Raw genomic sequence first — 19,841 nt, 5'->3', positions numbered from 1 at the left:
TTAGCGGATGATGCCGCGCTGCGACGCTTCGACAAATGCCAGCAGCGTTCGCACCGGCTCGTCGCCGTCGCCGCCAGCCGACGCCAGTTCACGCAACTGCACTTTCGCTTCTTCGAGCGACAGGCCGTTCTTGTACAGCAGGCGATACGCGGAGCGCAGCGCCGAAATTGCGTCCGGCGAAAAACCGCGGCGGCGCAGACCTTCGACGTTGATGCCGTGCGGCTCGGCCTTGTTGCCGGCCGCGATCACGAACGGCGGAATGTCCTGCACGAGCGCCGAAGCGCCGCCCAACATGGAATGAGCGCCGATGCGCACGAACTGATGCACGCCCGACATGCCCCCGACGATCGCATGGTCGCCGATCGTCACGTGGCCCGCCATTTGTGCGTTGCTCGACAGAATCACATTGTTGCCGACGTGGCAGTCGTGCCCGATGTGCACGTACGCCATGATCCAGTTGTCGTCGCCGAGCGTGGTCACGCCCGCGTCCTGCACCGTGCCGGTGTGGATCGTGGTGAACTCGCGGATCGTGTTCCGGTTGCCGATTTCGAGCCGGGTGGGCTCGTCTTTGTACTTCATGTCCTGCGGACGGCCGCCGACCGATGCATAGTGGCCGATCCGGTTGTCTTCGCCGATCGTGGTGTGGCCTTCGATCACGCTATGCGAACCGACGGTGGTCCGGGCGCCGATCGTCACGTGGGCGCCAATTACTGCATACGGTCCGACTTCGACGGATTCGTCGAGTTGCGCGCCCGGTTCGACGATCGCAGTGGGATGAATCCTGCTCATGCGTCCTCGCTTCTGATTCTGTTGCGTTGTCTGGATGGGCTGGGTCGAGCCGGCTGCGTCATGAGGCGCCGGCTGCCCGAACATTGACTCAGGCGTCCTTGTCCGTGTGACGCACCGCGCACATCAGGTCTGCTTCTGCCGCCACCGCGCCATCCACTTCGGCACGCGCCTTGAACTTCCAGATGCCGCGCATATGCCGCTCGAACGTGCAGTTCAGGATGAGCTGATCGCCGGGCTCCACGACGCGCTTGAAGCGCGCGTTGTCGATACCGACGAACAGGTACAACGTGTTCGACGGATCGCTCGGCTCTTCCGAGAACGTGAGGAGCGCTGCCGTTTGTGCGAGCGCTTCGAGGATCAGCACGCCGGGCATGACGGGACGCGTCGGGAAGTGCCCCTGGAAATACGGCTCATTGATCGACACGTTCTTCAACGCTTTGATGCTCTTGTGCGGCTCGAGTTCGAGCACCCGGTCGACCAGCAGGATCGGGTAACGATGTGGCAGCAGCGTGAGAATCTTATGAATGTCGAGATTGATTTTTTCGGTGCTCATGGTGTTTCTGCTCACGCATTGACTGCGCGATGATGACTGCGGATGCTGGTGCAGGTGGGTTGGTAACGCGTGCTGCCGGCGCTCGCCGTGACCTGATTGCCGTGCCACCGGGTCACGGCAACCGTCTTCGCTTCCTGATATTCGCCCGCCATTTTACGCGGTACTGGCGGGCCGCCCAGAAATCTAGCTTTTGTCGCTCTGTGAATTGCCCGTCGCGCCCGATGCCAAAGATGCTGGCGTGTTGGCCGGCTTCGCGTTCGGCCGGTCAGCCGAGGCAGTTTCCAGCGCCTTGATACGGTCGCGCAGCTTGTCGATATTGCGCAGCAAAGCCGCGCTTTTGTTCCAGTCAGCGTGGTTCACGGCCGGGAATGCGCTCGTGTACATGCCGGGCTTGAGCAGCGACTTCGACACGCCGGACTTCGCGGTGACGATGACATAATCGGCGAGCGTCACGTGCCCGGCAATCCCGACCGCACCGCCGATCATGCAATGACGGCCAATCGTGGTGCTGCCCGCGATACCCGCGCAACCGGCGATCACCGTGTAGGCGCCGACCTTGCAGTTGTGGCCGATCTGCACGAGGTTGTCGATCTTCACGCACTCTTCAATGATCGTATCGGCCATTGCGCCTCGATCGATCGTGGTGTTCGCGCCAATTTCGACATCCGCTGCAATCGATACACCGCCAACTTGCGGAATTTTCACCCAGCTACCGGTACGCGCTTCGCCTTCGCCGACGAAATCCGGCGCGAATCCGAAACCGTCGGAGCCGATTACCGCGCCCGCGTGCACGATCACGCGCTCGGCGAGCTTACAGCCGTGATACACGGCCACATTCGGATACAGATGCGAACCCGCGCCGATGCGAGTGCCGCGCCCAATGACGACGTTCGCATCGAGCCGCACGTTTTCGCCGATGACAGCGCCGGCTTCGACCGTAACGTGCGGTCCGATCACTGCGCTCGCAGCGATCTGCGCAGACGGGTCGATCGTCGCGCTCGGATGAATGCCGGGCGCGACTTTTGGCGTAGCAAGGTCGATGAAGGTTTGCGCGACGCGCGCGAAGTAAGCGTACGGATTCGGCGTGACGATGAAGTTACGGGCGCTGCGGGACGTGAGCTTCGCCAGGTCGTCGGCATTGATCAACACGGCGCCAGCCTGGGTCGTTTCCACTTGCGACAGGTACTTGGGGTTGGCGAGGAACGCCAGCTGGTCCGGACCTGCCTGGTCGAGCGGCGCGAGGCTGCCGACGCGCTGCGAACCGTCTCCTACTACTTCACCGCCGAACCGTTGGACGATGTCCTCGAGCGTAAATGCCATGCCTGTCCTGTCTCCTGCTGTTCAGTGCGTCTTGTCAGAGTCACCGGTGGGAGCCCCGCCCCGGCTCGCCTTCCGCAGTTCAAGCGCGGCGGCGTACTTCGGTTCGCGTAAAGCTGATCTGCAGCCCACCAGACGGCGAGCGTCGTGCGCGGCGTTTGCATTCAACGCCTGGGACTAGGCCGCCCTTCAACCGCCGCTTGCAACGCTCCTGCCTGTGCTCCTAGTTGCCCGAGGCCGCGAGGGCCTTGAGCACCTGATCCGTGATGTCGATGCGCGGGCTCACATACACCGCTTCCTGAACGATCAGGTCGTAATGCTGCGCCTCGGCGATCTGCTTGATCACCTTGTTCGCGCGGTCCAGCACCGCCGCCAGTTCTTCATTGCGGCGCTGATTCAGGTCCTCGCGAAACTCGCGTTGCTTGCGCTGAAAGTCCGTGTCGAGTTGTGACAGATCGCGCTGCTTTTGCGCGCGATCCGCCGACGACATCGACGCACCGCTCTTGTCGAGCGAATCGGACATCGACTTCAGCTTCTGGGCCATGTCCGCGAGGTCCTTGTCGCGCTTCGCGAACTCGGCCTCGAGCTTGACCTGGGCCGCCTTTGCCGCAGCGGATTCCCGCAGAATCCGGTCCGAATTCACCGCGGCAATCCTGGCTTCCTGCGCGTGCGCTACTCCGACGCCCAGCGTCATTGCCAGCGCCAGCGCGCAAGCCACACGTTTCGAAAACATACCGGTTAGCAAAGTGATCCTCTCGATACTGTTGTTTGGCGAGCTGTCCGCAACGCGGATCAGAACGCCGTTCCGATCTGGAACTGGAACTTCTGATACTGGTCGCCCGTATGCTTGGTAAGAGGGAAGCCCAGGCTCAGCTTGAGCGGTCCGATCGGCGAAATCCATGCGAGGCCGACACCGTAGCCGTAACGCAGACCGTTAGCGCCATTCGATGTGGCGGCAGTGCTCGCGTCCGCCCACACGTTACCCGCATCGAGGAACGTGAACACGCGCAGGGTTCGATCATAGCCGGTGCCCGGCAACGGGAACGTCAACTCGATATTGCCGACGAGCAGCTTCGAGCCGCCGATCGGGTCGCCCGTGGTGGCGTCGCGAGGACCAAGCGAACTCGGCTCGTAGCCGCGGACCGAACCGATACCGCCCGCGTAGTAGTTCTTGAAAATCGGGTACGGCTTGCCGCCCATGCCCTTGCCGTAGCCGCCCTGGAAGTTGAAACCCAGCACGAAGCCACGCGAGAACGAGTAATAGTACTGCGCGTTGATGTCGGCCTTGTAATACTGGGTGCCACCGATCGGCGTGCCGTATTCGGCGTTGGCCTGCGTGAAGTAACCACGGCTCGGTACCAGCGCGCTATCGCGCGCATCGCGCGACCAGCCGACAGTAAGCGGCACGTTGTTCGATACGCGGCCGAAGTCCTGAACGTATTGCTTATACGACGCAGGCGTGTTCGCGTCGACGTCCAGCTGGTTCTGCTCGAGACCCGCGCCGAAGTACACCGTATCCACTTCGGAGAACGGAATACCGAACTTCAGGTCGCCACCAATCGTAACGATCTTGAAGCTCGAGTCGGTCGAGTAATACAGCGGCTGATACGTACGGTAATAGACGTCGGTAATACGCTTGATGCCGTCGACCGTGAAGTACGGATCGACCTGCGTAACCGTCAACGTCCGGTAGGTTTTCGCGGTATTGACGTTCACCGCGAGGCTCGTACCCGAACCGAACACGTTGTCTTGCGAGACGCCGGCCGACAGCACCACCTTGTCGGTCGACGAAAAGCCCGCGCCCAGCGTGATCGCACCCGTCGGCTTTTCAGCAACCTTGACGTCCACATCGACCTGGTCAGGCGTGCCTTCCACAGGAATGGTGGTCACGTCGACGTCGGTGAAATAGCCAAGACGGTTGATACGGTCTTTCGACAGTGCGAGGCGGTTCGAGTCGAACCACGAGCTTTCGAGCTGACGCATTTCGCGGCGCACCACTTCGTCGCGCGTGCGTGTATTGCCGACCACATTGATACGGCGAACATAGACGCGGCGGCTCGGGTCCACCTGCAGCGTCAGGTCGACCTTGTGGTTCGACTGGTCGATCTGCGGCTGCGCGTTGACGGTCGCGAACGCGTAACCATATTCGCCCAGTTTGTCGACGATCGACTTCGTGGTGGCCTGCAGCTTTTCGGCCGAAAAGCGATCGCCCGGTTTGATCTTGATGAGCTTGGCCAGCTCCGGCTCGCGGTCGAGCAGATTACCGGCCAGTTTGATGCTCGAGATCGTGTACGGCTCGCCTTCATGCAGCGTGACCGTCAGATACATGTCCTTCTTGTCGGGCGTGATCGACACCTGCGTCGACTCGATATTGAACTCGAGGTAGCCGCGGTTCAGGTAATACGAGCGGACATTTTCGAGGTCGCCGGTGAGCTTGTCTTTCGCGTACAGGTCGTTCTTCGTGTACCACGAGAACCAGTTCGGCGTGGACAGCTGCATTTCGTCGCGCAGCGTCCCCGTGCTGAACGCCTTGTTGCCGATGAAGTTGATCTGGCGGATCTTGGCGCTCGGCCCTTCGGCGACCGCGAACAGCACCGAGACGCGATTGCGGTCGATCGGCGTGATCGTGGTCGTGACCTCGGCTGCATAGTAGCCGCGCGTCAGGTACTGACGCTTCAGTTCCTGTTCGGCCTTGTCGACGAGTGCCTTGTCGTAGTAACGGCCTTGCGACAACCCGACTGCGCGCAGCGCCTTGGTCAGGTTTTCCTTGTCGAACTCGTGAATGCCCGCGAAGTCGATCGTGCCAATGGCCGGACGCTCCAGCACCTGCACGACGACCACATTGCCTTCAGTCGCGATCTTGACGTCGTTGAAGAAGCCCGTTGCGTACAGTGCGCGAATGGCTTCTGATGCCTTGTCGTCGCTGAACGTGTCACCCTGCTTGATAGGCAGATAGGCGAACACGGTACCAGGTTCGACGCGTTGCAATCCCTCGATCCGGATGTCTTGCACCACGAAGGGCGTGGTTGCGTGGGCGACCAGCCCATGCGCGGCGAATGCCGCGGTTATAACCGTCTTCGGAACAAAGCGATGAGGTTTAAACAACGTGCTTCCCCAGTGTGTATAGCTGCATCAGGTCGGACGGTCGCCATTGTTAGCGCCGCCGGACACTTTAAAAGTGGATTAAACGAGCGAGATCGTTGAACAGTGCAATCGCCGACAAAGCGACGATGCAGGCGAGACCCGCCCTCTGAAAAACGAGTTGCCAGCGATCGGAGACAACTTTACCGGTCACAGCTTCAACCAAATAATATAACAGATGACCCCCGTCCAATACCGGAATTGGTAGCAGGTTCAGTACACCGAGGCTAATACTGACGAGGGCCAGGAACGACAGAAATGCAGAAGGACCGAGACGTGCGCTCTTTCCCGCGTAATCGGCGATCGTCACTGGACCCGACAGATTTTTCAGCGAAGCGTCGCCGACGATCATGCGGCCGAACATCCGCACCGAATAAACCGCCAGGTCCCACGTGCGGCGCGCGCCCAGTTGAAGGCTTTCGAAAGGTCCATAGCGCACGTTGATCGACGGCACCTGGGTCGCCAGTTCCGCGCCAATGCGGCCGACCTGCTGTCCCGTTGCCGCGTCGCGCTGTGCCTGCGGAACAATGGTGATGTCTTCGAGCTTGCCCTGCGCTTGATCCGGCGCCTGGCCCTGCGTTTGATCCTGCACTTTGCCGCCGGCCGCGCGCTGCACTTGCAGCGTCAAAGGCTTGCCGGCGTGCGATTTTACATACGCGATGAAGGCCGTGGCGTTGTCGGTTGCAATGCCGTTGATCGCGCGCAAGCGGTCACCCGGAACAAGCCCGGCTTTCTGCGCCGCGCTGCCCGGCTGCACACCCGCCACGGTCAGCTTGCCGCCGCCGGGCTCGAAGCCGAGGCGCGACATGAAGTCGTCGTCTACGTCCTTTTCACCGACACCGCGCAGATCGAGTTGGAAGTCCGACGTGCCGCCCGGGCCCTTCGCGCTCAGCACGACACGCTTGTGATCGAACGCTGCGCCGAGCAACTTCCAGCGCAAATCAGACCAGGACCGCACCGGCTCGGAGTCGGCAGCGTTCTCCGTGCGCACCGCCACCACCGTCTCGCCACCTTCGAACCCGGCGACGGCAGCCGCCGTGTTCGGCGCGGGCACGGCCAGAATGGCCGCAGGCTCTGTGACGCCGGTGGCGAACACGAGGCCGAACAGCACGATGGCGAGCAGGAAATTGGCGACCGGCCCAGCCGCCACGATGGCGATACGCCGCCAGACCGACTGCCGGTTGAACGCATGCGGCAACGCTTCAGCAGGAATCGGCGCGCCGCCGGTCTCACGCTCGTCGAGCATCTTCACATAGCCGCCGAGCGGCAGCGCCGCTACGGTCCATTCGGTGCCGCTCTTAGGACTGACCCACTGGAAGAGCGGCTTGCCGAAGCCGATCGAAAAGCGCAGCACCTTGACGCCGCACAGCCGCGCCACGCTGTAATGCCCATATTCGTGGACGACCACGAGCACGCCAATCGCAACCGCGAAGGCGAGCACTTCGATCAGCAGATTCATAAGCGCCTCACTGGACGGCGCGTTCCGTGCGGCGGGCGGCGTCAGGCAGACGCGCGATGGATTCGGCAGCGGCGCGACGCGCTGCGGCGTCTGCTTCGATCACGTCTTCGAGCGCATGCGCGCTGCCGTTCGGCAACCCGTTGAGCACCGAGTCGACCACTTGCGCGATCGCCATGAAACCGATCTGGCGCGACAGGAACGCTTCAACAGCAATTTCGTTAGCGGCGTTGAGCGCCGCACTGGCGAGGCCGCCTTCGGCAAGTGCCTTCATCGCCAGAGCCAGACAGGGAAAACGCGCGTAGTCCGGTTTTTCGAACGACAGCGACGCGATTTCCGCGAGGTCCAGTTGCGCGACGCCCGAATCGACACGATCCGGAAAAGCGAGCGCATGAGCGATGGGCGTGCGCATGTCCGGGTTGCCGAGTTGCGCGAGCACCGAGCCGTCGGCGTACGAAACCAGCGAATGGATCACGCTTTGCGGATGGATCAGCACGTCGATGCGCTCGCCCGGCAAGCCGAACAGCCAATGAGCCTCGATCACTTCGAGGCCTTTGTTCATCATCGTGGCGGAGTCGACCGAAATCTTGCGGCCCATGACCCAGTTAGGGTGCTTGCAGGCTTCTTCGGGCGTGACGCCCGCGAGCGTGGCCGGTTCGCGCGTACGGAACGGGCCGCCCGACGCGGTCAGAATGATCTTGGACACGCCGCCATGCAGCGCGGCTTCGCGCGGCAAGCACTGGAAAATAGCGTTGTGTTCGCTGTCGACCGGCAGAAGAACCGCGCCGTTGTCGTGGACCGCGTCCATGAAGATCGCGCCCGACATGACCAGCGCTTCCTTGTTGGCAAGCAAGATCCGTTTGCCGGCGCGCGCGGCGGCGAGGCTCGGCGCGAGGCCTGCCGCGCCGACGATGGCCGCCACGACCGTGTCGCAGCCACTCGCCTTCGACACGTCGACGAGCGCCTGAGCGCCATAAGTCACTTCGGTCTTGCAGCCCGCCTCGCGCAACTTGCCCGCGACGCGCGCTGCCGTGTCGGCGTCGCCGACCACCGCGACTTCCGGCCGAAAACGCAGGCATTGCTCGACGAGTTTGTCGCCGTTGCGGTGTGCGGTGAGCGCATAAACCGAAAAACGCTCCGGATGACGCGCGACGACGTCGAGCGTGCTGTCTCCAATCGAGCCCGTGGAACCGAGCAATGTCAGACGTTTTTGCATATCTCTTTCTCTAGCCGAGCAGCAGCATGGCAAGCGGCAGCACCGGCAACAATGCGTCGATGCGGTCGAGCACGCCACCGTGTCCCGGCAATAGGCCGCTCGAATCTTTCACGCCGGCCTGGCGCTTCATCATGGATTCAAAAAGGTCGCCTACCACGCTGAACACCACCAGCAGGGTCAGCGCAAGCAGCGCACGCGGGGCGCCCCAATGCGCCCACAAGCTGGAATACAGGGTGGGCTCGAACGCATGCAAAACGACCGCCGCCAGCGCGACAATCATGACGACGAGCCAGCCACCGATCGCGCCCTCCCATGTCTTGCCTGGGCTGATGGCGGGCGCGAGCTTGTGCTTGCCGAACGCCTTCCCCGAGAAGTATGCGCCGATATCGGCGAGCCATACCAATAGCAGCAGCGACAGCACGAACGGCACACCCTGCATGCGCGCGGCGACGAGAGCATGCCAGCACGCGACGAATATCACAATCCCGGCAAGAAACAGGAAGTTACGCCACGCGCCCTGCGCGAGCGTCGGTTTGCGCAGCAGCACGAACGGGCCGGCGATCACCCAGAAAATGGCGGCCGCTTTGTAAAACGGCCGTGCATCGTCGACGCCGATGCCAAGACGCGTGCTGGCCACTAGCGCCACTGCCGCCACCAGCGCGTAAATGACCGGGCCCGCGCCGCCCAGCTTGAGCAGGCGCGCCCATTCCCACGCTGCGAACACGACGACGAACGCAATCAGCGCGCCGAACGCGCCGACCGGCGCGAACAACGTGACGGGCAGGAACACCGCCAGGAGGACGACCGCCGTGATGACACGGGTTCTTAGCATGGAAGCGAATCGACGTTTTGCGATTGCGGCTCGAGTTGAGCACTGGTGCGGCCGAAACGGCGCTCGCGCTCAGCATATGACGCGATTGCGTGGCCGAGGGCGTCGGCGTCGAAATCCGGCCAGAAGATGTCGGTGAAGTAGAACTCAGTGTAGGCGAGCTGCCACAGTAGGAAATTGCTGACGCGCCGCTCCCCGCCCGTGCGGATGAAGAGATCGGGTTCGGGCGCATAGGCCATGGACAGATGTTCGGCGAACGATTCTTCGCTCACCTCGACCGCCTTGCCCGCCAGCGCCGACTGCTCGGCGAGCTTGCGGGCGGCCTGCATGATGTCCCAGCGACCGCCGTAATTGGCTGCGATGGTCAGCGTGAGGCGGGTATTGCGCGCGGTCTTGGTCTCGGCGCGCTTGATCAGATCGCGAATGCGCGTATCGAAACGTTCGAGATCGCCGACCACCCGCAAACGGATGCCGTTTGCGTGCAGCTTGCCGATTTCACGCTCGAGCGCAGTGACGAACAGGCGCATGAGGAACGACACTTCCTCGTTCGGCCGACGCCAGTTTTCGGAACTGAAGGCAAACAGCGTCAGGTATTCGACGCCCTGACGGGCGCACGCCTCGACGGCTGCACGCACAGCGTCGACGCCGCGCGTATGACCGGCCACGCGCGGCAAGCGGCGTTGGGTGGCCCAACGGCCATTGCCGTCCATGATGATCGCGATGTGTCGCGGCACCGCGGCGACATCAGGCACGCGCACGGTTGAACTGGTGTAGGTCATGGCCGTCGGGACAATAACTGCAAATGAAGAAGTGCAAACCTTGAATTGGTGAGTGCTCCCAGACCTGGCGCTGCATGACCAACATTTAGCGCCAGCCCCTGAAGGGGCAGGAAAACCCGTGCCGGCTCCGTGTCTGGACGGAGCCGAGCAACATTACACCGTCATGATCTCTGCTTCTTTGGTCACGACGAGCTTGTCGATTTCAGCAACGAATTTGTCTGTCAGCTTCTGAATGTCGTCGCCTGCGCGGCGCTCGTCGTCTTCCGAAATTTCTTTGTCTTTGACGAGCTTTTTCAGTTGCTCGTTAGCGTCGCGTCGCAAATTGCGGACAGCGATCTTGGCCGTTTCGGCTTCGCTCTTGACCACTTTCGTCAGCTCACGGCGGCGTTCTTCGGTCAGCGCGGGCATCGGTACGCGGATCACATCGCCCTGCGTGGCCGGGTTCAGACCGAGGTCCGACTCGCGGATCGCCTTTTCGACGACCTGGACCATCTTCTTTTCCCACGGCTGAACGCCGATCGTGCGTGCGTCGATCAGCGTCAGGTTCGCGACCTGAGAAATAGGCACTGGCGAGCCGTAGTAGTCGCACTGGATGTGATCGAGCAGGCCCGTGTGCGCACGGCCCGTACGGATTTTCGACAGATCGTTCTTGAACGCGTCGATGGAACGCTGCATCTTTTGCTCAGCGCCCTTCCTGATATCAGCCACAGACATTTTTAAACCTCCGAACCTTCAAAACTGTGCGAGCCGGCCAGCACGCGCGATATGCGGCGGCCCGGGCCCGCGTCGAAGCCCACGTTATGTGAACGAGAGTTTACACGTGGACGAGGGTGCCCTCGTCCTCGCCGAGCACGATACGCTTGAGCGCGCCCGGCTTGACGATCGAAAACACGCGGATCGGCAGCTTCTGGTCGCGGCACAGCGCGAACGCGGTGGCGTCCATGACCTGCAGATTGCGGCCGATTGCCTCGTCAAAGCTGATCGTCGTGTAACGCGTCGCGCTCGGATCTTTCTTCGGGTCGGCGGAGTAGACGCCGTCCACCTTGGTGGCTTTCAGCACGACTTCAGCGCCGATTTCCGAGCCGCGCAGCGCGGCCGCCGTGTCGGTCGTGAAGAACGGATTGCCGGTTCCGGCCGCGAAAATCACGACTTTACCTTCTTCGAGCTGGCGAATCGCTCGCGGACGAATATACGGCTCGACCACCTGGTCCATACGCAGCGCGGACTGCACACGCGCCTCGATGCCCGCATGCCGCATGGCGTCCTGCAGTGCCAGCGCATTCATCATGGTGGCCAGCATGCCCATGTAGTCGGCCGTGGCGCGGTCCATGCCGGCCGCGCCGCCCGCTACGCCGCGAAAAATGTTGCCGCCGCCGATCACCACGGCCAACTGCGTTCCGAGACGGACCACTTCGGCCACGTCCGCCACCATTCGTTCGATGGTCGCGCGATTAATGCCAAAGGCATCGTCGCCCATCAGAGCTTCACCGGAGAGTTTGAGCAGAACGCGTTTGTAGGCAGTGGGCATAGGGGTATCCAGATCGCGCAGAACAGGGCAACAACAAGGGACTAATGTAGGGGTGAAACGCTGATTCGGGCAAGCGCCGCCAAATTGATCAACACATGAGGCTCGTCAATGGCGGCTGCACAGCGGGGGTCGACCCGCGCGCAGCCTTGCGGCGCAGCCGACCGCGGCACAGTCTTGCTCTGCCGCGGTTACAACGGTACTAGCTGAAGCTTAGGTGAAGCTTATTGTTGCTTTGCAGCAGCCACTTGAGCGGCGACTTCAGCAGCGAAGTCGTCCTGCTTCTTCTCGATGCCTTCGCCGACCACGAACAGCGCGAACTTCTGGACGCTCGCGTTGCCAGCCTTCAGCATCTGCTCGATCGTCTGCTTGTCGTTCTTAACGAACGTCTGATTCAGCAGCGACACTTCCTTCAGGTACTTCTGCACGCTGCCGTCGACCATCTTCGCGACGATTTCAGCCGGCTTGCCCGATTCCGCGGCCTTCTGCTCAGCAATGCTGCGTTCCTTGGCGATCAGATCAGCCGGCACGTCCTCGGACGACAGCGAGACCGGCTTCATGGCGGCGATGTGCATAGCCACGTCTTTGCCGACCTGCTCGTCTGCGCCCGTGTACTCGACCAGCACGCCGATGCGCGTGCCGTGCAGATACGCAGCCAGCTTGTTCGACGTCTCGAAACGCACGAAACGGCGGATCGACAGGTTTTCACCGATCTTGCCGACCAGCGCGAGACGCACTGCGTCGACGGTCTGGCCGTCGAGCGGCAGAGCCGACAGCGCGGCGACGTCAGCCGGGTTTTGCGTTGCGACCAGCTCGGCGATCTTCTTCGAGAAAGCCAGGAAGTCGTCGTTCTTCGAGACGAAGTCGGTTTCGCAGTTCAGTTCGACGAGCGAACCCGCATTGCCGCCAATGAACGAGGCAACCACGCCTTCAGCCGTGACGCGCGATGCAGCCTTGCTCGCCTTGTTGCCCAGCTTCACGCGCAGCAGCTCTTCAGCGCGCGCCATGTCGCCGTCGGCTTCCGTCAGCGCCTTCTTGCATTCCATCATCGGCGCGTCGGTCTTTGCGCGCAGTTCTGCAACCATGCTTGCGGTAATTGCCGCCATCATTTGCTCCTTGAGTTCGATCTGTCACACGCCGCCCGGACTTCGATACCGGCGGCAAGAATTCGTTTCAGCGTTATGCGCATTTTTTATGGATAACGCGTCGGACACAGTCCCAGCCAGAGACAGCGCCCCATTACGGCGTCGTGGCTTAAAAAAAGGGGGCCTGTAGAAAGCCCCCTTTTTTGCCGGACACAGGGCAGCTTTACGCTTCCGCGTTGACCTCGACGAACTCGTCGCCGTCGTCGCCGCGTGCAGCCTGCACCACTTCGTTGACCGCATTGGCGCGGCCTTCGAGGATCGCGTCCGCCACGCCAGCCGCGTACAGAGCGACGGCCTTGCTGGCGTCGTCGTTACCCGGGATCACGTAGTCGATCCCTTCCGGCGAGTGGTTCGTATCGACCACTGCGATGACCGGCACGCCGAGCTTGTTAGCTTCGGTAACAGCAATCTTGTGGTAACCGACGTCGACCACGAAAATCGCGTCCGGAATGCCGCCCATGTCCTTCACGCCGCCAATCGACTTTTGCAGCTTGGCCATTTCGCGTTCGAACAGGAGCGCTTCCTTCTTGCTCATGCGTTCCGTTTCACCTGCTTCCAGCGCTGCTTCCATGTCCTTCAGGCGCTTGATCGAAACCTTCAACGTCTTGAAGTTGGTCAGCATGCCGCCGAGCCAGCGTGCGTTGACGTACGGCATACCCGCGCGCTGCGCTTCCTGAGCGATCGTGTCGCGCGATTGACGCTTCGTGCCGACGAACAGGATCGTGCCGCGGTTCGCTGCCAGTTGACGCGCGTACTTCAGCGCGTCGTTGTACATCGGCAGCGTCTTTTCGAGGTTGATGATGTGAATCTTGTTGCGATGACCGAAAATGAAGGGGGCCATCTTCGGGTTCCAGAAGCGCGTTTGGTGACCGAAGTGGACACCGGCTTCCAGCATTTGACGCATGGTAACTGCCATGAAAATCTCCGCGAGGGTTGGGTCTTAAGCCGGCTGCCGTATCCGCCGCGCTGCCAGGTCAAGTCTTGCCTGGCTTCGCGCCGCGGACACCCTGGGTGCGCCGGCTTGCGAGTCTGCTGCCCGGTACAGCTTTTCCCGTGGCTCGGGCAGCCAGCGCCACGGGAAGCATCGATCACATCGGTTGACACTGCTGACTGCCCTGACGGGTGACCAGCGGCGGCAAGAGAAGGACCGACTTAGCCAAAGATTATAGCATGCGACTATCGGCCGACTCAACCTGCCCGGTTGCCCGTCTTCGCTGCCGCCGGTTGCACCCGGACGCTTCCCGCCGCTTCGCGCCCCATCGCAAGGCCATGAATGACGGGGCACCGGTCCCGGCGCAAAAGCCGTCCGGCGACCGCCAAAACGCTGCGGCACCGGGAATATGGTGCGATAATCCCGGAATAAATCGCATTTCAGGCCCGACTCATGGCTATCACGCTAAAAAACGAACACGATATCGCGCAAATGCGCGTCGCCTGCAAACTGGCGAGCGAAGTGCTCGATTACATCACGCCGTTCGTCACCGCCGGCGTCACGACCGGCGAACTCGACCGCCTGTGCCACGAATACATGCTGAAGGAACAGGGCACGGTCCCCGCGCCGCTGAACTATCAGCCGCCCGGCTATCCGCCCTACCCCAAGGCCACCTGCATTTCTGTCAACGACGTGATTTGCCACGGCATTCCCGGCGATAAGACGCTCAAGAATGGCGACGCGCTGAACATCGACATCACGGTAATCAAGAACGGCTATTTTGGCGACACGAGCCGGATGTTCATCGTTGGCGAGGGTTCGATTCTTGCCAAACGGCTCGTTCAGACCACCTTCGAGTGCATGTGGCTCGGCATCGACCAGGTGCGCCCGGGTGCGCATCTGGGTGACATTGGCTACGCGATCCAGAAGCACGCCGAGGCGCAGGGCTACAGCGTGGTACGCGAGTATTGCGGCCACGGCATCGGCACGGTGTTCCATGAAGATCCGCAGATTCTGCACTATGGCCGTCCCGGCACAGGGCTCGAACTGCAAGCGGGCATGATTTTCACGATCGAGCCAATGATCAACGCCGGCCGCCGCGACATCCGCACCATGCCTGATCAGTGGACGGTCAAGACTAAAGACCGCAGCCTCTCGGCGCAATGGGAGCACACGGTGCTCGTGACGGAAACCGGCCACGACGTACTGACCGTTTCCGCTGGCACGCCCGCGCGCCCGCCGGTAGTCGCCGCCACGGCCTGACCGATTTCGCTCCCCGACCTTCAGCCGCCCATGAGTAGTGTTCCAGCCGTCGCCCCGTCCCATGCCAAGTCGCTCAAGGCGGACTACAAAGTGGCCAAAGCCCAGTTGCTGGAACGCTTCAAGACCGCCACCAACGTGGAAGCGTTGATGGCGGCGCTTTCGCGCACCACCGACGACTCGCTGCGCGCCGCCTGGAACACCTGCGAACTGCCCTCGGACCTTGCGTTGCTCGCAGTGGGCGGTTATGGCCGTGGCGAACTGGCGCCGCACTCCGACATCGACATTCTGGTGCTGCTACCCGATGCGCCGCTCGAGCATCTGGAAGCGCGTATCGAGCGTTTCATCAGCTTGGCATGGGATCTGGGACTGGAACTCGGCAGCAGCGTGCGCAGCGTTTCGCAGTGTCTCGAAGAAGCCGCCAACGACGTGACCGTGCGCACGTCGCTGCTGGAAGCGCGGCGCATTACGGGCAGCGCGGCGCTGTTCGACGACTTCGCGAAACGTTATCGCGAGGCGCTCGACCCGAAAGCGTTTTTCCAGGCCAAAGTACTGGAAATGCGCCAGCGCCACGCCAAGTTTCAGGACACGCCTTACGCGCTCGAGCCGAACATCAAGGAAAGCCCGGGCGGGCTGCGGGATCTGCAGCTGATTCTATGGATCACCCAGGCAGCCGGTTTTGGCAGCAGCTGGCGCGAACTCGAAGCGCGCGGTCTGATCACGGAGCGCGAAGGGCAGGAACTGCGGCGCAACGAAGGCTTCCTGAAGTCGCTGCGCGCCCGGTTGCACGTCACCGCCGGCCGTCGTCAGGACATTCTGGTGTTCGATCTGCAAACGCCGGTGGCGGAAAGTTTCGGCTACAAGCCCACCGCCACCAAGCGCGCAAGCGAACAGCTGATGCGCCGCTATTATTGGGCCGCCAAGGCGGTCACGCAGCTTGCCACCATCCTGATCCAGAACATCGAGGCGCAGCTTTTTCCGACCACGAGCGGCATTACGCGGGTGCTGTCGGACCGCTTCGTCGAAAAACAGGGCATGCTCGAAATTGCGAGCGACGATGTGTTTCAGCGCGAGCCGAACGCGATTCTCGAAGCGTTCCTGCTGTACGAACAGACGCCAGGTGTCAAAGGCCTGTCGGCGCGCACGCTGCGCGCCATCTACAACGCGCGCGAGGTGATGGACCAGCACTGGCGGCGTGATCCGGAAAACCGGCGCCTCTTCATGGACATCCTGAAGCAGCCGGCCGGCATCACGCACGCGTTGCGCCTGATGAATCAGACGAGCGTGCTCGGGCGCTATCTGCTCAACTTCCGGCGCATCGTCGGACAAATGCAGCACGATCTGTATCACGTCTACACGGTCGACCAGCACATTCTGATGGTGCTGCGCAATCTGCGGCGCTTCGCGGTCGCGGAACACGCGCATGAGTATCCGTTCTGCAGCCAGTTGATCGTGGGCTTCGACCGGCCATGGGTGCTGTACGTCGCGGCGCTGTTTCACGATATCGCCAAGGGCCGCGGCGGCGACCACTCCACGCTCGGCATGGCCGACGCGCGGCGCTTCTGCCGCAATCACGGCATCGAGGGCGAAGATGGCGACCTGGTGGTCTGGCTCGTGCAGCAGCACCTGACCATGAGCCAGGTCGCGCAGAAGCAGGACACGAGCGACCCGGAGGTCATCAAGCGTTTCGCCGAACTGGTCGGCAACGAACGCCGTTTGACCGCGCTGTATCTGCTGACCGTGGCCGACATCCGCGGGACCAGTCCAAAAGTCTGGAACACGTGGAAGGGCAAACTGCTGGAAGACCTGTACCGCGCGACGCTCGCAGTGCTCGGCGGCGCGCGTCCGGACGCGCATTCGGAACTGGAGTCGCGTCAGGAAGAGGCGCTCGCACTCCTGCGCCTCGAGACGGTGCCTGAAGGCGCGCAGAAAGCGCTGTGGGACAAGCTCGACGTCGGCTACTTTCTACGCCACGACGCGGCGGACATCGCATGGCAAACGCGCGTGCTCTACCGCTACGTCGAGACGCCCACACCAATCGTTCGCGCCCGCCCTTCGCCGATCGGCGAAGCGCTTCAGGTGCTCGTGTATGTGAAGGACCAGCCGGATCTGTTCGCCGGCATTTGTGCGTATTTCGACCGCAACGGCCTGTCGGTGCTCGATGCACGGGTCAGCACCACGCGTCACGGCTATGCGCTGGATAATTTCCTGGTCGCGCATACCGAAGAAGACGTGCATTATCGCGACATTGCCAATCTCGTCGAGCAGGAACTGACCGCGCGCTTAACCGGCGACGGCACCTGGCTCCCCGGGCCGTCGAAAGGCCGCTTGTCGCGGCTTTCGCGAACCTTCCCTGTTACACCGCGCGTCGATCTTCGGGCCGACGAGCGCGGCCAGTACTACATCCTGTCCGTGTCGGCGAACGACCGGCCAGGCCTTCTTTATTCGATCGCGCGCGTGCTGGCCGAACACCGGGTCGGCGTCGCGTCGGCGCGGATCAACACGCTCGGCGAACGCGTCGAGGACGTGTTTCTGCTGGACGGACACGGTCTGTCCGACAACCGCCTGCAAATTCAGGTCGAGACGGAACTGCTGCGCGCGATCGCAGTGTGAGATTTCATGCGAGACAAATTAACAGCCAAGCACCCGCGGCCGGCTTCGACCGAACGCGCCCCTGTCCGTAGCGGCAGCACGTCGGCACGTAAGCCGACACGGCCAGCAGGACCGAAATCGTCGATGGCGGACCCGAGCGGCCCGCGAGGCGAAGGCGCGGGCACGTCGTCCGGTGGCAAGCGTCCGGCTGGCGCAGGCGCGCGCGGACCGCGTGCTCCCCGCGCGGAAGGTTCGTTCTCGCGCGAACGCGAAGCGGGCGGAGCCGGCGGCGCACGGCGTGCGACGTCTGACCGGCCGCCACGTAGCGAGAGTGCGGGCGCACCGGCGCGGCGTTTCGAAGGGAGCGGCGAGCGTGGTCCGCGGCGTGAGGGTGCTGAGCGCGCGCCGCGCCGGTTTGAAAATAGCGCGGCTGGCGACGAGCGGGCGCCTCGTGGGGCTGGTGGTGAACGCGCACCGCGTCGGTTTGAGGATCGGACCGGCAGCACTGACCGTGCACCCCGCCGCTTTGAAGACCGTTCGGGTAGCAGCGAGCGGTCGCCGCGCGGACCTGGCGCCGAACGCGGCGAACGCGGCCCGCGCCGATTCGAAGATCGCTCGGGCAGCACTGACCGCGCGCCCCGCCGCTTCGAAGACCGTGCTGGTAACAGCGAACGGTCGCCGCGTGGCCCAAGTGCTGAACGCGGCGAACGCGCACCGCGCCGTTTCGAAGGTCGCTCAGGCAGCACCGACCGCGCGCCCCGCCGCTTCGAAGACCGTGCTGGTAACAGCGAGCGGTCACCCCGTGGCCCAAGTGCCGAACGCGGCGAACGCGCCCCACGCCGTTTCGAAGATCGCACGAGCAGCACCGACCGCGCGCCCCGCCGTTTCGAAGGAAATGCAGACCGCGGCGCCTCGCGCAGCTTCGGCGGCGAACGCCGTCCGACCAGCGGCGTGCGGACGGGAGCGGGCCGTCCGGCGGAAGGCGGCCAGCGTGGCGATCGCCCGACGCGCGGTGAACGCGATGCTTCCGACCGTCCCCGCTTCAGCGCAGACCGCGGCGCCTCGCAAGACCGCCGCGGCGGCGAGCGCGGACCGCGCAGCGACAGCGCGCCGCGACGCGCAGAGGGCGAGCGCGGCGAGCGAAGCTTTGCAAAGCCCGTCAAGAGCGGCTATGGCGACCGCGCCGATCGTCCGGCCCGCGCACCTGGCGACGCACGAGGCGAACGAGGCGAACGCGCACCGGCTCGCCGCGAATTTGGTGACCGCGGCGCGCCGCGCACCGACCGTGCGGAACGCCCGGCACGCAGCTTCGACAAGGCACCGGCGGCCGAACGCCGTTTCACCGACGACCGCCCCGCGCGAGCCAGCAAGTCGCGCGGCGCCGCCCCGGCCGAACATCGCCCGCACGCTGAGGCTGCCCCGCGCACGCCGCGTCGCGATATCGAGGACGCACCCGGCACCCTGCGCCTGTCCAAGCTCATGTCTGAACTGGGCCTGTGCTCGCGCCGCGAAGCCGACGAATGGATCGAGAAAGGCTGGGTGCTCGTCGACGGCGAGCGGATCGACACGTTAGGCACGAAAATTCGCCCCGATCAGCGGATCGAGATCGATCCCGCTGCCGAGGCCGCGCAAGCAAGCCAGGTCACCGTGCTGATCCATAAGACTGTCGGCTACGTGTCGGGCCAGGCGGAAGACGGCTACCAGCCGGCCATCACGCTCGTCACGCCGGAGAATCGCTGGGAAGGCGATCGCTCGGACATCCGCTTCTCCGTCGCGCATCTGCGGCAGCTCGCGCCCGCCGGGCGTCTGGACATCGATTCGACAGGCTTGCTGGTGTTGACGCAGGACGGCCGCATCGCCAAGCAGCTGATCGGCGGCCATTCCGACATCGACAAGGAATATCTGGTGCGCGTCGCCTACGGCGAGCACACGGTCGACGTCGAAAGTCACTTCCCGCCGGAAAGCCTCGCGCTGTTGTGCCACGGTCTCTCGCTCGACGACGTCCCGCTCAAGCCGGCGCAGGTCAACTGGCAAAACGGCGAGCAGTTGCGCTTCGTGCTGCGCGAAGGAAAGAAGCGCCAGATTCGCCGGATGTGCGAACTGGTCGGCCTCGAGGTGATTGGCCTGAAACGCGTGCGGATGGGCCGTGTGATGCTTGGCGCGCTACCGCCTGGCCAGTGGCGCTACCTTGCACCGGACGAATCGTTCTGACGCCATCCGGCAAGCTCTGAGGCTGCGAGATCGACCGCTTCATGTGCTCTCGAAGCATATCGAGCGCCGCAGCAGCCCAATAAAAAACCCACGCAAT

The 19,841-nt window shown here is 63.1% G+C and carries 16 protein-coding genes; 3 read left to right on the top strand and 13 right to left on the bottom strand.

Annotated elements, in window-relative coordinates; all coding sequences use genetic code 11:
* The 13 genes from lpxA to rpsB all read right to left on the bottom strand — a co-directional run bounded on the left by lpxA (position 1) and on the right by rpsB (position 13,666).
* Positions 1 to 789, bottom strand: a complete 789-nt coding sequence (gene lpxA, locus OH764_RS05935; protein WP_498848360.1) for an acyl-ACP--UDP-N-acetylglucosamine O-acyltransferase — start codon at positions 787 to 789, stop codon at positions 1 to 3.
* 88 nt (positions 790 to 877) lie between these two features.
* The gene (gene fabZ / locus OH764_RS05930) at positions 878 to 1,342 is read right to left on the bottom strand and encodes a 3-hydroxyacyl-ACP dehydratase FabZ (protein WP_020065638.1); all 465 of its coding nucleotides are present in this window, start codon (positions 1,340 to 1,342) and stop codon (positions 878 to 880) included.
* 183 nt (positions 1,343 to 1,525) lie between these two features.
* A complete protein-coding gene (gene lpxD / locus OH764_RS05925) occupies positions 1,526 to 2,662 on the bottom strand; it encodes a UDP-3-O-(3-hydroxymyristoyl)glucosamine N-acyltransferase (protein ID WP_498848359.1) in 1,137 nt (378 codons plus the stop codon).
* 220 nt (positions 2,663 to 2,882) lie between these two features.
* Positions 2,883 to 3,404, bottom strand: a complete 522-nt coding sequence (locus OH764_RS05920) for an OmpH/Skp family outer membrane protein (RefSeq protein ID WP_027799514.1) — start codon at positions 3,402 to 3,404, stop codon at positions 2,883 to 2,885.
* Between the two features lie 47 nt (positions 3,405 to 3,451).
* Positions 3,452 to 5,764 (bottom strand): outer membrane protein assembly factor BamA, encoded by a 2,313-nt coding sequence (gene bamA, locus OH764_RS05915; protein WP_498848358.1) that lies wholly within the window; start codon positions 5,762 to 5,764, stop codon positions 3,452 to 3,454.
* Positions 5,765 to 5,831: 67 nt separating this feature from the next.
* Positions 5,832 to 7,259: an RIP metalloprotease RseP gene (rseP, locus tag OH764_RS05910; RefSeq protein WP_498848357.1), complete on the bottom strand. Its 1,428-nt coding sequence runs from the start codon at positions 7,257 to 7,259 to the stop codon at positions 5,832 to 5,834.
* Between the two features lie 7 nt (positions 7,260 to 7,266).
* Positions 7,267 to 8,472: a 1-deoxy-D-xylulose-5-phosphate reductoisomerase gene (locus OH764_RS05905; protein WP_498848356.1), complete on the bottom strand. Its 1,206-nt coding sequence runs from the start codon at positions 8,470 to 8,472 to the stop codon at positions 7,267 to 7,269.
* Positions 8,473 to 8,482: 10 nt separating this feature from the next.
* On the bottom strand, positions 8,483 to 9,304 hold the full coding sequence (locus OH764_RS05900; RefSeq protein ID WP_498848355.1) for a phosphatidate cytidylyltransferase: 822 nt from the start codon (positions 9,302 to 9,304) through the stop codon (positions 8,483 to 8,485).
* Positions 9,298 to 10,080, bottom strand: a complete 783-nt coding sequence (gene uppS, locus OH764_RS05895; protein ID WP_498848354.1) for an undecaprenyl diphosphate synthase family protein — start codon at positions 10,078 to 10,080, stop codon at positions 9,298 to 9,300. Before uppS ends, OH764_RS05900 begins: the two co-directional genes overlap by 7 nt.
* Positions 10,081 to 10,233: 153 nt before the next feature.
* The gene (frr, locus tag OH764_RS05890) at positions 10,234 to 10,794 is read right to left on the bottom strand and encodes a ribosome recycling factor (RefSeq protein WP_027775328.1); all 561 of its coding nucleotides are present in this window, start codon (positions 10,792 to 10,794) and stop codon (positions 10,234 to 10,236) included.
* A gap of 100 nt (positions 10,795 to 10,894) precedes the next feature.
* Positions 10,895 to 11,608: a UMP kinase gene (pyrH, locus tag OH764_RS05885; RefSeq protein WP_006048674.1), complete on the bottom strand. Its 714-nt coding sequence runs from the start codon at positions 11,606 to 11,608 to the stop codon at positions 10,895 to 10,897.
* Positions 11,609 to 11,829: 221 nt separating this feature from the next.
* The gene (tsf, locus tag OH764_RS05880; RefSeq protein ID WP_498848766.1) at positions 11,830 to 12,711 is read right to left on the bottom strand and encodes a translation elongation factor Ts; all 882 of its coding nucleotides are present in this window, start codon (positions 12,709 to 12,711) and stop codon (positions 11,830 to 11,832) included.
* A gap of 202 nt (positions 12,712 to 12,913) precedes the next feature.
* On the bottom strand, positions 12,914 to 13,666 hold the full coding sequence (gene rpsB / locus OH764_RS05875) for a 30S ribosomal protein S2 (RefSeq protein ID WP_006048672.1): 753 nt from the start codon (positions 13,664 to 13,666) through the stop codon (positions 12,914 to 12,916).
* Positions 13,667 to 14,134: 468 nt separating this feature from the next.
* On the opposite strand from rpsB, the gene map reads away from it, so the two are divergent.
* The 3 genes from map (at position 14,135) to OH764_RS05860 (ending at position 19,744) form a co-directional block, all read left to right on the top strand.
* Positions 14,135 to 14,944, top strand: a complete 810-nt coding sequence (map, locus tag OH764_RS05870) for a methionyl aminopeptidase (RefSeq protein ID WP_498848353.1) — start codon at positions 14,135 to 14,137, stop codon at positions 14,942 to 14,944.
* Between the two features lie 30 nt (positions 14,945 to 14,974).
* On the top strand, positions 14,975 to 17,554 hold the full coding sequence (locus OH764_RS05865) for a bifunctional uridylyltransferase/uridylyl-removing protein GlnD (RefSeq protein WP_498848352.1): 2,580 nt from the start codon (positions 14,975 to 14,977) through the stop codon (positions 17,552 to 17,554).
* A 123-nt stretch (positions 17,555 to 17,677) separates the two neighbouring features.
* On the top strand, positions 17,678 to 19,744 hold the full coding sequence (locus OH764_RS05860; RefSeq protein WP_498848351.1) for a pseudouridine synthase: 2,067 nt from the start codon (positions 17,678 to 17,680) through the stop codon (positions 19,742 to 19,744).
* The last annotated feature ends 97 nt before the right edge of the window (positions 19,745 to 19,841 follow it).

Origin of the sequence: Burkholderia sp. M6-3, from assembly GCF_050858985.1 — a bacterium.
In the GTDB taxonomy this organism is placed as follows: Bacteria; Pseudomonadota; Gammaproteobacteria; order Burkholderiales; family Burkholderiaceae; genus Paraburkholderia; species Paraburkholderia caledonica.
Note: the sequence above shows the minus strand (reverse complement) of the source record. Positions and strands in the feature narration are given on the sequence as shown.

Coding starts and splice junctions, on each gene's coding strand:
- rseP (WP_498848357.1), bottom strand. CDS start 7,259: ATGAATCTGCTGATCGAAGTGCTCGCCTTCGCGGTTGCGATTGGCGTG.
- uppS (WP_498848354.1), bottom strand. CDS start 10,080: ATGACCTACACCAGTTCAACCGTGCGCGTGCCTGATGTCGCCGCGGTG.
- lpxA (WP_498848360.1), bottom strand. CDS start 789: ATGAGCAGGATTCATCCCACTGCGATCGTCGAACCGGGCGCGCAACTC.
- fabZ (WP_020065638.1), bottom strand. CDS start 1,342: ATGAGCACCGAAAAAATCAATCTCGACATTCATAAGATTCTCACGCTG.
- OH764_RS05905 (WP_498848356.1), bottom strand. CDS start 8,472: ATGCAAAAACGTCTGACATTGCTCGGTTCCACGGGCTCGATTGGAGAC.
- OH764_RS05860 (WP_498848351.1), top strand. CDS start 17,678: ATGGCGGACCCGAGCGGCCCGCGAGGCGAAGGCGCGGGCACGTCGTCC.
- lpxD (WP_498848359.1), bottom strand. CDS start 2,662: ATGGCATTTACGCTCGAGGACATCGTCCAACGGTTCGGCGGTGAAGTA.
- tsf (WP_498848766.1), bottom strand. CDS start 12,711: ATGGCGGCAATTACCGCAAGCATGGTTGCAGAACTGCGCGCAAAGACC.
- OH764_RS05900 (WP_498848355.1), bottom strand. CDS start 9,304: ATGCTAAGAACCCGTGTCATCACGGCGGTCGTCCTCCTGGCGGTGTTC.
- map (WP_498848353.1), top strand. CDS start 14,135: ATGGCTATCACGCTAAAAAACGAACACGATATCGCGCAAATGCGCGTC.
- rpsB (WP_006048672.1), bottom strand. CDS start 13,666: ATGGCAGTTACCATGCGTCAAATGCTGGAAGCCGGTGTCCACTTCGGT.
- frr (WP_027775328.1), bottom strand. CDS start 10,794: ATGTCTGTGGCTGATATCAGGAAGGGCGCTGAGCAAAAGATGCAGCGT.
- OH764_RS05865 (WP_498848352.1), top strand. CDS start 14,975: ATGAGTAGTGTTCCAGCCGTCGCCCCGTCCCATGCCAAGTCGCTCAAG.
- pyrH (WP_006048674.1), bottom strand. CDS start 11,608: ATGCCCACTGCCTACAAACGCGTTCTGCTCAAACTCTCCGGTGAAGCT.